Raw genomic sequence first — 14,112 nt, forward strand, 5'->3', positions numbered from 1 at the left:
CAGGCCGTCGATCAGGCCGCGGTCTCCGCACCCTCGATCTCGAGCGCCTTGTCGACGTCGAGGACGAGCAGCAGCGCGCCGTCCAGCTTGTAGGCCCCGCGGATCAGTTCGCGGATCGGCCCGGACAGCGTGTCCGGCGGCGGCTCGAAGGTCGAGTCGGTGACCTCGATGACGCCCCCGATGGAGTCGACGAGCAGGCTCCAGACCTCCTCGGCGGCACGGACGACGACGTTCATCGCGACCTTGCCCTCCTCGCGGTCGGGCATGTTCAGCCGGCGGCGCAGGTCCAGCGCCGTGACGACCTGACCGCGCAGGTTGATCAGACCCGCGACGGCGTACGGCGCCAGCGGGGCGGGCGTGCGGGGCTGCTCGGTGAGCACCTCCTGCACGCGCCGCACCTCGACACCGAACAGGTGCCCGGCGAGGTGGAACGTGGCGTACTGCGTGGACACGTCAGACCCCCAGTCGCTTGGAAGCTTCGGCGAGCTCGTGCTGAGCCTGCTCGGTGAAGAAGTTCGGGTCCGCCGCGAGGATCGCGGACCGGACGTCGAGGAGTTCGGTCACGCGGTCGCGGATGACCGCGGACCCGACCAGACCGGCGTCGTCGATGTCGCTGTGCGCGTCCTGCCCGGAGACGATGTCGACGATCTCGTCGACGACGATCGCGACGGACCGGCCGCGCGCGGAGTACACGACACCCGGCACCGACGCGGCCTCCTGGCCGCCGTAGGAGCCGCGGCTGCCGCCACCGAGGTGGTTCGACAGGCGGACCAGCGGCAGGATCTCGCCGCGGTAGCGGACGACCTCGCGCCGGCCGACCCGCTCGATGGAGTCGGTCTTGAACTCCTCCAGGCGGGTGACCACGTCGAGGGGGATCGCGACCCGGCGGTTGTCGCCGAGCCCGACGACCAGCAGGCGCTGCCCGTCGCCGGTCGCGGTCTGCTGCGTGGCGGCCTCGTCGTTCACGTGCTCGATGCCGTCCGAGCGCATGGTGCGGCGGGCGAGGGACTGCACGTCGAGGATGAGCGAGACGCGACCGTCACCGAGGATCGTCGCGCCGGCGTAGGCGCCGATCGCCTTGAGCGCGCCCGAGAGCGGCTTGACGACGATCTCCTCGGTGTCCAGGACGCGGTCGACGAGCAGGCCGAACCGGCGGCCGTCGCACTCCAGGACGGCGATGACGAGGTTCGTCGGAAGTTCCACGTCGGCGGGGCGCTGGAGTTCCAGCGCCTCCTCGAGGCGGATGAGGGGCAGCAGGGCGCCGCGCAGGCGGTACACCTTGGCGCCACCGACGTCCTCGATCGCCTTGCTCATGCGCTCGGTGTCCAGGCTCACGAGTTCGAGCAGGTTCACCTGCGGCATCGCGTAGCGCTGACCCGCGCACTCGACGGTCAGGGCCGGGACGATCGCGAGGGTCAGCGGGATGCGCAGGCGCCAGACGGTGCCCTGCCCGTTGACGGACTCGACGTCGACGGACCCGCCGATGCGTTCGATGTTCGTCTTGACGACGTCCATCCCGACGCCGCGGCCGGAGACGTTCGTGACCTTGGCCGCGGTCGAGAAACCGGGCAGGAACAGGAACTGCAGGATGTCGTTCGGCGTGAGCGACTCGAGCTTCCCGGCCGAGACCAGGCCCTTCTCGACGGCCTTCGCGCCGATGACCGCCGGGTCGATGCCCTTGCCGTCGTCGCGGATCTCGACGACGACCTGGCCACCCTCGTGCGCGGCGCGCAGCTTCAGGGTGCCGACCTCGTTCTTGCCGGCCGCGCGACGGACCTCCGGCGGCTCGATGCCGTGGTCGACCGCGTTGCGGACGATGTGGGTCAGCGGGTCCTTGACCGCCTCGAGCAGGGTGCGGTCGAGTTCGGTCTCGCCACCCTCCATCTCGAGCTTGATCTTGCGGCCCAGCATGTTCCCGAGGTCGCGCACGACGCGGGGCAGCTTCGACCACAGGTGGTCGATGGCCTGCATGCGGGTCCGCATGACCGTCTCCTGCATCTCGCTCGCGACGAGGTTCAGGCGGTGGCAGGCGCGGGTCAGGTCCTCGTCGCGCAGCGTTCCGGCGCGCTGGAGGATCTGGTTGCGGGCCAGGACGAGCTCCCCCGCCTGGCGGACGAGGGACTCCAGGAGTTCCACGTCGACGCGGATGGTGGCGTCGGCGGCCGAGGCCTTCTCCGACGGCGCACCCGCGGTGGGCGCGGCGGCGGGCGCAGGCGCGGCAGCGGGGGCCGGGGCAGGGGCCGCGACGGGGGCCGGAGCGGCCTCGACGATGGGTTCGGGCGCGGGGGCCGGCTCGGGCTCGGGCTCCGGCTCGGGGGCCACCTCGGCGACCGGCTCGGCGACCGGCTCGGCGACGGGCACCTCGACGGGGGCGGCCACGGGCGCGGGGGCCGGGGCGGCGGTGGGGGCCTCGACCTCGGCGCCGGCACCGGCCGACGGCGGCAGCACGGGCTCCTCGCCGTCGAGCACGGCGCGGATGGCGGCGACGACCTCGGCGACCTCGACGGGCCCCTCGGAGTGCGAGGACTCGATGGAGGCGAGCAGCGCGCGGATGGTGTCGACCATGCGCAGGAGGACGTCGGTGGTGGTCGGCGTCATGACCAGCTGGCCGTCGCGCAGGCGGGCGAGCAGGTTCTCGCCGACGTGGGCGACGGACTCCAGCTTGGAGAACGCCAGGAACCCGGAGGTGCCCTTGATCGTGTGGATGGTGCGGAAGACGCTGGCGAGCAGCTCCCGCGAACCGGGCTGCTGCTCCAGCGCCACGAGGTCGGAGTCCAGCTGGTCCAGGTTCTCGTAGCTCTCGACGAGGAACTCTTGGACGATCTCGTCCATGTCGTCCACGTGGCGCTCCCACTTCTGTCGTCGGACGGCCCCGGCTGTGGGACCGCTTGTTCTCGTGCTCTGAAGACTCATCGGCAGTGGCCGCGGAAAGCTGAAACGCGCCCGCCCGGGGGCTTGGTCCCGGCGCGGTCGAGGTGGTAGGCCCCTCGCCCCCCCGGACGCGCCCACCGGCCGGGCGGGCGGGGAACGACGAACGCCGGCCCCCCGTCCGGGGAGCCGGCGTCCTGGGTGTGCAGGGCTCAGGAGGCGTTGAGCCGGGCCAGAGCGGTCTGCACGAGCGTGATGAGGCTGTGCTTGGTGGCGGCCTTGGAGCGCGCGTCGGTGTAGACGAGCGGCACGTGGTCCGGCACCGCGAGGGCCTCGCGGACGGAGTCCAGGTCGTGCTGGGCCACGCCGTCGAAGCAGTTCACCGCGACGACGAACGGGATGCCGCGGGACTCGAAGTAGTCCACGGCCGGGAAGCACTGGTCGAGGCGGTCGGTGTCCACGAGGACGACCGCGCCGATCGCGCCCTTGACCAGGTCGTCCCACATGAAGAGGAACCGGTCCTGGCCGGGGGTGCCGAACAGGTACAGCCACAGGTTGCCCGGCAGCGCGATGCGGCCGAAGTCCATGGCGACCGTGGTCGACGTCTTGCGGTCGGAGTTCTGGCCCGCGTCGTCGACGCCGACGGAGTGCTCCGTCATGGCGGCTTCGGTGCGCAGGGGCTCGATGTCCGAGATCGAGCCGATGAAGGTCGTCTTGCCGACGGCGAACCCGCCGGCGACGACGATCTTGACGACGGTGGGCGGCGCTTGGACGTCGGTTCCCGCGGGCGCTCCGGCTCCGGCGGGGCTCACGTCAGAGCGAGGAAATGCCATTGAGAACACTCTCCAGGACGCTGATGGTGGTCGCGGGTTGGGGGGCGGAGGTCATGGTCAGGCCGTGGATGCGGACCTTGCCCGACTGGGCGAGGTCGCTCACCACGACCCGCACGACTCCGACCGGCAGGTGGACGTGGGCGGACAGTTCCGCGATCGACAGGTAGGACGTCTTCGTGAGTTCGAGGATCTTGCGCCGTTCCGGGGTCATCCCGATCTCCGGGACGGCCACGGCCTCCACGAGCGCCTCGACCGGGAGGTCGGCGTTGCTCGGGCGGGTCCGGCCACCGGTCACGGTGTACGGACGGACGGTGAACTCCTCGACGTCCTGGTCGTCGTCGTCGGACCAGAGGTCCGCGCTACCAGGTGCTGTCACTGGATGTCACCACCGCGCTGCGACCGGCGTCGACGTGGGCAGGGCCGCCCGCATCTCCGACACCAGCTGCGGGGTGAGGACGGTCTCGGCGCGCTGGACCAGCATCGCCATCTCGTAGCCGATGAGCCCGACGTCGCAGCCGGCCTCGGCGGCGACGGCCAGGACGGACCCGTCGGAGATGTTGACGAGGAAGAAGAACGCGTCGTCCATCTCGATGATGGCCTGGCGCACCTCGCCGGACTGCAGCTGGTTCGCCGCGCCACGGGCCAGGCTGGAGACGCCCGAGACGATGGCGGCGAGCTGGTCGCCCGCCTCGCGGTGCAGCTTGTCGGACATGGCCATCAGCAGACCGTCGGCGGAGACGACGACGGTGTGGGTGACGCCGGGGACGCTCTTGACGAAGTTGTCGAGGAGCCAGCTGAAGTCGGCGGCCTCGGAGCTAAGCGCGGTCACAGTGGGGTTCCTCTTCTCGGGGCGATCTGCTGGTTGTCCGTGCGGTGTTGGGTGGTGCGGGAGGTCGTGCTGGCCCGGAGGGTCCTCCGGGAGTTCGGGTCAGGCCTCACCGGCGGCTCCGCTCTCGGGAGCGTCGCCGGCCGGGGCGTCGGCCTGGGAGTCCCCGGCGCGACCGCGGGACACGCCGGCCTGGAAGCCGGACAGCATCGAGCGGACGTCGGCGGGAGCGCGGCGCTGGCGGTTGGCCGCCGCACGGGCCGGGGCGGGCTTGGCCGCGGCCGGCGTGGCGCCCGCCTGGCGGCGGACCAGCGGGGCGGAGCCGGTGCCCCGCGAGGGGGTGAAGTTCTGCCCCTCGGTGAGGGCGTTCAGCGCTTCGGCCGCGAGGGCGTTGCGCTGGCGCAGGGCCTCGCCGACCGTGCGACCCGCCGTCGACCCCTCGGCGGGGGCGACCGGCGCGACCGGGGCCTCGACCACGGGGGCCGGGGCCTCGACGACCGGGGCGACCGGGGTCTCGACCACGGGGGCCGGGGCCTCGACGACCGGGGCGACCGGGGCCTCGACCACGGGAGCCGGGGCCTCGACGACCGGGGCGACCGGGGCCTCGACGACCGGCGCCGGGGTCTCGGCGGCCGGGGCCTCGCCGCGGGTGGCGTCGAGGGCGTCCAGCGCCGAGCCCTTGAGCTCGCCGTCGGCGCGCTTGCGGGAGGTCCAGAAGGCCTCGGCCGCGGTCTTCGGCGGCGTGGCCGACTCGCGGACCTGGCGCGGCTTCTTGCCGGCCTTGGGCAGGATGTCCTGCGCCGCAGCCAGAGCCGTGGGCGCGGGCTCCTTGCGCTCGCGCTTGGGCATCACGCCCGCACCGGTCGCGGGGGCCGCGGCGGGCTTCCAGTCCGTCTCGGGGACCGGCGGGAGCACCGGGGCGACGGGCAGGACCGGGTCGGGAGCCGGGGCGGCGTCGACCTTGGCCTGCGCCTGGGCGGACCGCTTGCGGGTCGGCAGCTGCCGTCCCTCGACCTTCGCCTTCGGCGAGGTGACGCCGACGTCGGAGCTCGCGGCCGCCTCGGCCGCCGACTTCGACAGCGTCTCCGAGAGCGCGTCCCCGAGGCCGGTGGCCGCCAGCGGGTTGCTGACGATGCTGTTCGGCCCGGTCGGGGCGGGGGTGCGGGTCGGCAGACCGCCGGCGGGGGCACCACCCGGCAGCGCCGAGGGCGCCTGGGGCAGGGCCGAGGCCTGGGGCAGCGCGGACGCACCGTCGGCGGGGCCCGTCTGGCCCGCCTGACCCAGCTGCGGGAGACCGGAGTCCAGCGCGGCGAGCTCGGGCTGGCCGCCCTTGACGCTGCCGGGGGTGAAGAGGGCGGCGGGCAGGACGAGGGTCACGGTCGTGCCCTGGCCCTCGGCCGTCTCGAACTCGACCTCGACGTCCAGGCGGCCGGCGAGGCGGCCGACGACGTAGAACCCGAGGCGCTGCGCACCGACGAACTCGGAGGCGCGGCCACCGGAGATGCGCTGGTGGGCGGTCTCGACCTCCTCGCCGTTCATGCCGAGGCCGGTGTCCTTGATGGTGACCTCGACGCCGCGGTCGGTCTCGGCGGTGCCGACGACGACGCGGGTGCCCGGGTCGGAGAAGTTCGTCGCGTTCTCGAGCAGCTCGGCGATCATGTGCGAGGCCGAGAGCGCGAGGTGGCCGACGACCGGCGGGTCCACCTGGAGGGCGAGGTCGACGCGGTCGTAGTGCTCGATCTCACCGGCGGCCGTGCGGACGACGTCCGACAGCGGCAGCGGCCGGCGCAGGCGACGGCCGGTGTTGATGCCGGCGAGCACGAGCAGGGACTCGGCGTTGCGCCGCATCCGGGTCGCGAGGTGGTCGAGGGTGAAGAGGTCCTCGAGCGTGTCGGGGTTCTCCTCGGTCCGCTCGAGCTGGTCGAGGAAGGCGAGCTGGCGGGCCAGCAGCGTCTGGTCGCGCCGGGCGACGTTGACGAACATCTCCGCGATGGAGGCGCGCAGGGCGGCCTGCTCACCGGCGATGCGGAAGGTGGTCTCGTTGAGGTCGTTGATGACCTTCGTGACCTCGCCGATCTCGTCCTGGCTGCTGATCTGGAGCGGGGTGAACTCCACGCCCGGGCCCTCGCCCGGGGTCTGCATGCGCTCGACCATGCGGGGCAGCTCGTCGCGGACCTCGGTCGCGGCGACGGCCAGACCGCGCAGACGGCGGCCGATGCTGCGGGCGACGCGGACACCGAGGAGGGTCACGGCCGCGAAGACGAGCAGCGTGCCGACGAGCAGGGCGATCGTGCCGGTGAGGTCGGAGCGGGCGGCCGCGGCGGCGCGGGTGGAGACGTCGTCGCCGATGGCGGTGGTGGCGCCCTGGTAGGCGGCGATGACCTCGTCGGCCGTGCGCTCCCAGTCGGCCTGGGCGAGCGAGGGGGTGCTGCTGGCCGCGAAGAGGTTGCGGTCCTGGTTGAGGAAGGCCAGCGCGGAGGTGGTCGCCCCCGTGTCGAGCTTGGCGTCGAGGATCGCGCCGCCCTGCGTGCCGAGGCGGTAGCGGGCCTGCTGCTCGAAGTAGGCGCCGCGCTCGATCGAGGTGCTGCGCAGGTCGTCGAGGGCGGTGGAGGAACGGCCCTGCAGGACCAGGACGCCGGCGGTCTGCTCGACCGAGAGGGCGTCGACGCGCTTGAGCAGGTACCCGAAGGACCCGATCTCCTGCGCCATGTCGCGGTCGGAGGCGTCCTCGGCGACGGCGACCGTGAGGTCGGTGGCCGCGCTGGAGATCCCGCTGTAGGTGGACAGCGCGGTGATCGGGGTCAGGGACCCGTTGTCGACGGCGGTGCGGACCTGCGGCAGGGTCTGGCCGAGGGCCACCTGCACGCTGCCGTAGACGCTGCGCGAGGTGCCCTGCGTCAGGTCCAGACCGCTGTCGGCGACGGCCTTCGTCACCTTCGCGGTGGCGGCGTCGGTCGCGGCGCGGTCGGTGGCGACCTTGGCCTTGCCCGCGTCGCTGGGGGACGCCAGGTACTCGACGGTGTCCTTGCGCTCGGTCTGCAGCGCCGTGAAGAACTCGTTGATCGTCGCCGTCGACCCCGCGTACGCGGCCAGGTGACGACGCTCGGCCGTGCCCACCGCCGCCCGCGCGGTCGTGGCGACGACGGCGACGAGCAGCAGCACGAGGGGCACCACCAGGAGGACCGCGAGCTTGGCTCGGATGCTCAGGTTCCGCAGCATGTCAACCTTCCGTACACGTGGTGAGCGGTCGAAACTGCTCACCGTGGGTCGAGCAGACTCGTGAGTGATCGGGACGCGGACCCGCGAGGTGTAACCCGCGGGGGCGAGACCCCTCGTTCGGCCCATCGGCAGTCCGGCGCGCCGCTTGACCATTCCGGTGAAACGTGCAACTCCTGCGGGGTGCGTGAGACGTCGGCGGGGGTGGCGGTCGTGGTGGTCGCGGGCGGTTCCGGCAGCCGCTTCGACCCCTCCGGCGGACCCGCGGACGGGGTCCTCGCGGCGAAGCTGACGGCTCCCCTGGGAGGGTCGACCGTCCTGGGCACCCTCCTGGAGGGGCTGGACGAGTGGTCCGCCGGGCGCGACGTCCCGGTCGTGGTGGTCGGACCCGGTGGGGTGCGCGAGGACCCGCCCGGCGGTGGTCCGCTCGCCGGGTTCGCCGCCGGCCTCGCCGCGCTGCAGGAAGGCCCCGGCCTCGAGTTCGTGGTGCTGCTGGGCGCCGACCAGCCCTTCGCCGCGCCCGCCGTCCCCCGGCTGCTGGCGGCCCTGGCCGGTGACCGGTCGCTGGACGCGGTCGTGGGCGTCGACCCGGGCGGCCGCCGGCAGCCGCTGCTGTCCGCGCACCGCCTCACCGCCGCCCGCCGCGTCCTCGACGGGCTGCCCGCCGTCCACGACCGGCCGCTGCGCGAGATGTTCCGCGGCCGCCTCGCCGAGGTCGCGGTCTCGGCGCGCGAGAGCCTGGACGTCGACGACCCCGACGACCTCGTGCGGGCGGCCGGGGTGCTGGAGGGCTGAGCGGAGGCGGGGGCGCAGGCCCCGACGTAGTGTCCGCAGGGTGCGCGTCGTGATCGTCGATCCCCCCGGTTCCCTCCGCCTCGCCGAGCTGCCCGACCCCGTCGCCGGTCCCGGCGAGGTCGTCGTGCGGGTCGCGGCGGCCGGGGTCAACCGGGCCGACGTCATGCAGCGGCAGGGCAAGTACCCCTCCCCACCCGGCGCCCCCGAGCACCCGGGCCTGGAGGTCTCGGGCTGGATCGAGGAGCTCGGCCCCGACGTGAGCGGCTGGCAGGTCGGCGAGCCGGTCTGCGCGCTGCTCGCCGGCGGCGGCTACGGCGAGAAGGTCGCGGTGCCGGTGGGGCAGGTGCTGCCGGTCCCGCAGGGCGTGGACGTCGTGGACGCCGCGGCGCTGCCCGAGGTGACGTGCACGGTGTGGAGCAACGTCTTCACCCTCGCCGGCCTGCGGCCCGGGGAGCTGCTGCTCGTGCACGGCGGGTCCAGCGGCATCGGCACGATGGCCGTCCAGCTGGCCCACCAGGTCGGTGCGCGGGTGGCGGTGACGGCCGGCTCGGACGACAAGCTCGCCCGGTGCGCCGAGCTCGGCGCGGACGTGCTCGTGAACTACCGCACCGAGGACTTCGTCGAGCGGGTGCGGGAGGTCGAACCCGCGGGGGCGGACGTCGTCCTCGACGTCGTCGGCGCCCCGTACCTGGCCCGCAACCTGGACGTGCTCGCGACCGGCGGCCGACTCGTCGTGATCGCGACGCAGGGCGGGACCCGGGCCGAGCTGGACCTCGGCCTCCTGATGCGCCAACGGATCTCGCTGCACGGCACCACGTTGCGCGCCCGGCCCGCGGAGGAGAAGGCGGCCGTCGTCGCGAGCGTCCGGGACCACGTGTGGCCGCTCGTGGTGGACGGCGGCGTCCGGCCCGTCGTCTTCGACCGCCTCCCGCTGGCCGAGGCGGCCCGGGCGCACGAGGTCCTCGAGGGGTCCTCCCACGTCGGCAAGCTGCTCCTGACGACCGGGGCGCAGGCCCCCGCGTGAGCTCGGCCGAGGAGTTCTGCCGGCAGTTCCCCCCGCACGTCCTGCGCGACTACGCCCTCGTCGCCGACGGCGCGCGGGGCGCGGTCGTCGGCCCGGCCGGGGACATCGCGTGGATGTGCGCGCCGCACTGGCACGACGACGCGGTCTTCGCCGCGCTGCTCGGCGGCCGCGGCGGGTTCTCGGTGACGCCGTCGCACCCCTTCACCTGGGGCGGCTGCTACGAACCCGGCACGCTCGTGTTCCGGCACCACTGGACCTCCCGCGGCGACGGCACGATCGACTGCCGCGACGCGATGGCCATGCCCAGCGACCCCGACTGCGCCGTCCTGCTGCGCGAGGTCACGGCGGTCGAGGGCGACGCCCACGTGGACGTCGTCTTCGACCTGCGCGCGCAGTTCGGCCAGCGGGCGCTGCGCTCGCTGAAGCGGGACGACGCGGGTCGCTGGACGGGCCGCACGGGCGACCTGCACGTGCGGCTGTCCGGGCTGGGCGAGGCCGACGTCGACGACGGGGTCCTGCGCACGCACCTGCGGGTGCCGGCCGGCGAACGGCACCACCTCGTCCTGGAGGTCGGCACCCGGCTGCGCGACACGCCCCCGGACCCCGAGCACACGTGGACCTCGACGGTCCACACCTGGCGCTCCGCGGTCCCGGAGGTGCGCGGGAGCGTGGCCCCCACCGAGGCGGCGCACTCGATCGCGGTGATCCGCGGGCTCACCTCGGACGACGGCGGGATGGTGGCGGCCGCGACGATGTCGCTGCCCGAGCACGCCGACAAGGGCCGCAGCTACGACTACCGCTACGCGTGGATCCGCGACCAGTGCTACGCCGGGATCGCCCTCGCCGAGGCCGGCGGGGCCGACCCGCTGTTCCGGACCCTCGTCGGGTTCGTGACGCGGCGCGTGCTGGAGGACGGCCCGGAGCTGGTGCCGGCCTACACCGTCCTCGGCGACCCCGTCCCCGACGAGCGGTCGACGGGTCTGCCGGGGTACCCCGGCGGCTGGGACATCGCCGGCAACCACGTCCGCGGGCAGTTCCAGCTCGACGCGTTTGGCGAGGTGCTGCAGCTGCTCGCCGCGGCCGCACGGGTCGACGCCCTCGACACGGACGGCCGGCGCGCCGTCGCGGTCGCGGTCGCGGCCATCGAGAAGCGCTGGGAGGAACCGGACGCCGGGATCTGGGAGATCGAGGACGACTGGTGGGCGCACTCGCGCCTGGAGTGCGTCGCGGGCCTGAAGGACATCGCCCGGTACTCCGCACCCGGGGAGGCCGCCCGCTACGCCGCCCTGGCCGACACGATCCTCGCGCGGACCTCGCGGGACTGCCTGCACCCCACCGAGGGACGCTGGCAGCGCAGCCCGCGCCAGCCCGGGGTCGACGCGGCCCTGCTGCGGCCGGCGCTCTACGGGGCGGTCCCCGTCGACGACCCGCGGACGCGGGCCACCCTGGCCGCGGTGCGCCGCGACCTGGTGGAGGACCACCACGTCTACCGCTACTCCCCCGACTCGATGCCGCTCGGCACGACGGAGGGGGCGTTCCTGCTGTGCGGTTTCGTGGTGGCCCAGGCCCTGCACGCCGACGGCCAGGAGGTCGAGGCGTTCCGGTTCTTCGAGCGCAACCGCGCGGCCTGCGGACCCGCGGCGCTGCTGAGCGAGGAGTGGGACGTGCGGCAGCGGCAGCTGCGCGGGAACCTCCCCCAGGCGTTCGTCCACGCCGCCCTGCTGTCGACGTCGGTCCGCCTCGCCCGCTGACCCCACCCGGCCCCCGTTCCGGGCCCTGTTCCCGCGTGGAAAACACACTTTCCGCCCTCGGCAATCGCTGTCCGAGGGCGGAAAGAGTGTTTTCCACACGGGGTGGGGGGGTCCGCGCCCGCTCCCGGGGACCGGCCTGGAGCGGGCGCGGGGTCTCAGGAGGCGGTCGTGCCCGCCTTCTGCAGGGCGTCCTGGTACTCCGTGCGCATCGCGTCGCCGACGGAGTTCCGCCAGGTGGTGACGAGCGTCTTGAGCTCGGAGAACGGCCGCCGCTCCTGGATGACGTCGTTGACGCCGTCCTGGAAGGTCTTGTCCGCCGTCGCGTTCTTGCTCGAGGCGGTGTTCGAGTACAGACCGGTCGTCGGGTTGGAGATGCCGGTCGGCACCTCCAGCGACTGGTAGGCGTGCTGGGTGTCCGCGTCCTGCGGCCGCCCCGGGACGTAGATGTTGTACGGGCTGTCGGCCAGGTACCGAATGGGCAGGACCGTGTTCGCCGTCCCCGTGGGGGTCAGGACGGGGTTGCCGTCGGCGTCCCTCTCGTGGTCCACGCCCTCCTGCCCGAACAGCCGGTACTTGTACTCCTCGGTGCCGAACGGGGCGGCCAGCCAGTTCAGGACGCGCAGCGCCGTCTTGGTCTTCTCGGGGTCGTCCTGCTTCTTCAGCAGCGTGATCGAGAAGAACCCGCTGCCGAGGTTCCACTTCGCCAGCTGCCCGCCGGTGCGCGCGTACGCGGGCATCAGGCCCAGCTCGAAGTCGGGGTTCCCGGCGTTGTCGAGCTGGTACTGCACCCAGCCGGGGTAGCCGTCGGCCGCGTTGATCGCGACCGTCCCCGCGTTGAAGAGCTGCTTGAACGGCTGCGCGGGGTTGAAGGAGTCGGGGTGCATGACCCCCGACTTCCACATGGCGATGAGGTCGGTGACGGTCTGGGCGTACTGCTCCGTCTCGTAGACGTGGGTCAGCTTGCCGCCCTCCTCGGCCCAGATGTTCGGTTCGTCGTTCATCCGCCCCAGCAGCTGCCGCGGCTGGTTGACGAGCCCGAAGGCCCAGCGCCGCTGCTTGGGGTCGGTGAGCGCCTTCGTCGCGTCGACCAGTTCGTCGTAGCTCTTCGGCTCGGTCGACACCCCGGCCTTCTCGAACAGGTCGGCGCGGACGAAGTGGTAGTTCGCGATCGCCCCGCGCGGGATGGGGATGCCGTAGATGCCGGAGTTGTAGACCGTCGACAGCCAGTGCCGCGTCGGGATGTTCGCGAGGTTCGGGTACTCCTTGACGGCGTCCCCGGACAGGTGCTCGGACAGGTCCGCGAAGCGCTTGTCGAGCAGCTGCGGCATGTTCGGCACGGGTGGCGGCGCACCGTTCGGCACCTGCAGCATGTCGGGCAGCTCGTTGCCGGCGATGACGGTCGGGAACTTCTGCAGGTAGTCGGCGTTGCTGACCATCTGCAGCTGCAGGTCGACGCCCAGACGCTCGTTGAGACCGGCCCAGTAGCTGTTGCGGTCCGGCCCCGGTGGGACGGCGAAGTAGATGTTCGCCATCCCCGTGATGGTCTCGCCGTGCCCCGGGATCTCCTCCACCGAGCGCGGGTTCTCCGCCGGGAACCGCCGGTACGCGGGGTCGACGCCCTGGTCGGTCCCGGGCAGGTCGGGGGTGACGCCGGTGTAGGGGACGTAGGTCGGCAGGGTGGCGGTGTTCTCCCCGCTCCCCGGTCCCTGGCTGTCGCCGCTGGAGCACGCGGTGAGTCCGCCGGCGGCGGCGAAGGCCGCGAGCCCGGAGGTGCCCGCGATGAGCGAGCGACGGCTGACGGGACGGTGGGACATGGATCCTCCTCGATCCTGGAACGGGTGGGTGGGCCGCGGGACGAGCCGCTCAGCCCTTGACGGCGCCGATCATCACGCCCTTGGCGAAGTGCCGCTGCAGGAACGGGTAGACCAGCAGGATGGGGACGATGGCGATGACGAGGATCGCCATCTGCAGGGGCAGCTGGGGCGGCAGCGCCTCCCCGGAGGAGACCTGGTCACCGCCGATGGTCGTCTGGTTGACGACGTACGTCCGCAGGACGAGCGCCATCGGCCACTTCTCGCTCGACTGGATGTAGAGCAGGGCGTTGAAGAACGCGTTCCAGTAGGCGACGGCGTAGAACAGGCCGATCACCGCGAGCACGGCCTTCGACAGCGGCAGGACGATGCGCAGGAGCACGGTCCCGGCGCCGACCCCGTCGATGGCGGCCGACTCGAACAGCTCCTTGGGCAGCTCCTGGAAGAAGGCCCGCATGACGATGACGTTGAACGCGTTGACGAGCACGGGCAGGACGAGCGACCAGTACGAGTCGAGGAGGTGGAACTCCTTGACGACGAGGTAGCTGGGGATGAGGCCGGGGGAGAACAGGACGGCGCCCAGCACGAGCATGAGCACGGGCTTGGCTCCCCACGCCCGGGGCCGGGACAGCCAGTACGCCAGGCCCGCCGTCGCGGCGAGGGAGAGCAGGGTGCCGACGACGGTGATCGTGACGGAGATGACGACGGCGCGCGTGACCACGCCCCCGGAGAGCACGGCCTGGTAGGCGTCGAGGCTGATGCCGCCCGGCCACATCACCATCCCGCCACCGGCAGCGTTGATCGTCTCCTGGTCGGCCAGGCTGGTGGCGATGACCGACCAGAACGGCACGAGGACGACCGCGACCGCGAAGGCCAGCACGACGAACTTCAGCGCCTGGGTGAGCGGGTGCGGCTTCTCCATCCACGGCGGCCGGCGGCCGTCCTTCGTGAACGTCCGGACGGTGTCGTCCCCGATGGTCGCGTTCTC

Annotated in this window: 11 protein-coding genes; 3 read left to right on the top strand and 8 right to left on the bottom strand. The window is 73.0% G+C overall.

What is annotated here, in order from left to right:
- Nucleotides 1–11 precede the first annotated feature (11 nt).
- The 6 genes from ACFEMC_RS19985 to ACFEMC_RS20010 form a co-directional block, all read right to left on the bottom strand.
- Complete coding sequence (locus ACFEMC_RS19985) at nt 12–452, bottom strand: chemotaxis protein CheW (RefSeq protein ID WP_367637214.1); 441 nt, start codon at nt 450–452, stop codon at nt 12–14.
- A 1-nt stretch (nt 453) separates the two neighbouring features.
- On the bottom strand, nt 454–2,841 hold the full coding sequence (locus tag ACFEMC_RS19990) for a chemotaxis protein CheA (protein WP_380171244.1): 2,388 nt from the start codon (nt 2,839–2,841) through the stop codon (nt 454–456).
- A 239-nt stretch (nt 2,842–3,080) separates the two neighbouring features.
- The gene (locus ACFEMC_RS19995) at nt 3,081–3,701 is read right to left on the bottom strand and encodes an ATP/GTP-binding protein (RefSeq protein ID WP_367637211.1); all 621 of its coding nucleotides are present in this window, start codon (nt 3,699–3,701) and stop codon (nt 3,081–3,083) included.
- The gene (locus tag ACFEMC_RS20000; RefSeq protein WP_367637210.1) at nt 3,682–4,077 is read right to left on the bottom strand and encodes a DUF742 domain-containing protein; all 396 of its coding nucleotides are present in this window, start codon (nt 4,075–4,077) and stop codon (nt 3,682–3,684) included. The genes ACFEMC_RS19995 and ACFEMC_RS20000 overlap by 20 nt, the downstream gene beginning before the upstream one ends.
- 6 nt (nt 4,078–4,083) lie before the next feature.
- Complete coding sequence (locus ACFEMC_RS20005) at nt 4,084–4,530, bottom strand: roadblock/LC7 domain-containing protein (protein WP_367637208.1); 447 nt, start codon at nt 4,528–4,530, stop codon at nt 4,084–4,086.
- 99 nt (nt 4,531–4,629) lie between these two features.
- Nucleotides 4,630–7,746 carry a nitrate- and nitrite sensing domain-containing protein gene (locus ACFEMC_RS20010; RefSeq protein WP_380171245.1) on the bottom strand — a complete coding sequence of 1,039 codons (3,117 nt, stop codon included), beginning with the start codon at nt 7,744–7,746 and terminating at the stop codon, nt 4,630–4,632.
- A 180-nt stretch (nt 7,747–7,926) separates the two neighbouring features.
- Between ACFEMC_RS20010 and ACFEMC_RS20015 the strand changes: the two genes are divergently transcribed.
- From ACFEMC_RS20015 to ACFEMC_RS20025, 3 genes are read left to right on the top strand one after another with little or no spacing between them, the layout of a single operon-like run.
- A complete protein-coding gene (locus tag ACFEMC_RS20015; RefSeq protein ID WP_380171246.1) occupies nt 7,927–8,538 on the top strand; it encodes an NTP transferase domain-containing protein in 612 nt (203 codons plus the stop codon).
- 40 nt (nt 8,539–8,578) lie between these two features.
- Complete coding sequence (locus ACFEMC_RS20020; protein WP_380171247.1) at nt 8,579–9,562, top strand: NAD(P)H-quinone oxidoreductase; 984 nt, start codon at nt 8,579–8,581, stop codon at nt 9,560–9,562.
- On the top strand, nt 9,559–11,313 hold the full coding sequence (locus ACFEMC_RS20025; protein WP_380171248.1) for a glycoside hydrolase family 15 protein: 1,755 nt from the start codon (nt 9,559–9,561) through the stop codon (nt 11,311–11,313). The genes ACFEMC_RS20020 and ACFEMC_RS20025 overlap by 4 nt, the downstream gene beginning before the upstream one ends.
- Before the next feature lie 155 nt (nt 11,314–11,468).
- On the opposite strand, the gene ACFEMC_RS20030 is transcribed toward ACFEMC_RS20025, so the two are convergent.
- Together ACFEMC_RS20030 and ACFEMC_RS20035 are read right to left on the bottom strand one after the other, a co-directional pair.
- Complete coding sequence (locus ACFEMC_RS20030; RefSeq protein WP_380171249.1) at nt 11,469–13,127, bottom strand: hypothetical protein; 1,659 nt, start codon at nt 13,125–13,127, stop codon at nt 11,469–11,471.
- Between the two features lie 49 nt (nt 13,128–13,176).
- Nucleotides 13,177–14,046: a carbohydrate ABC transporter permease gene (locus ACFEMC_RS20035; RefSeq protein ID WP_380176884.1), complete on the bottom strand. Its 870-nt coding sequence runs from the start codon at nt 14,044–14,046 to the stop codon at nt 13,177–13,179.
- Nucleotides 14,047–14,112 lie beyond the last annotated feature (66 nt).

The sequence above is a fragment of the Kineococcus sp. DHX-1 genome (genome assembly GCF_042473625.1).
Classification (GTDB): Bacteria; Actinomycetota; Actinomycetes; order Actinomycetales; family Kineococcaceae; genus Kineococcus.

Coding starts and splice junctions, on each gene's coding strand:
- ACFEMC_RS19995 (WP_367637211.1), bottom strand. CDS start 3,701: ATGGCATTTCCTCGCTCTGACGTGAGCCCCGCCGGAGCCGGAGCGCCC.
- ACFEMC_RS20010 (WP_380171245.1), bottom strand. CDS start 7,746: ATGCTGCGGAACCTGAGCATCCGAGCCAAGCTCGCGGTCCTCCTGGTG.
- ACFEMC_RS20030 (WP_380171249.1), bottom strand. CDS start 13,127: ATGTCCCACCGTCCCGTCAGCCGTCGCTCGCTCATCGCGGGCACCTCC.
- ACFEMC_RS20035 (WP_380176884.1), bottom strand. CDS start 14,046: ATGGAGAAGCCGCACCCGCTCACCCAGGCGCTGAAGTTCGTCGTGCTG.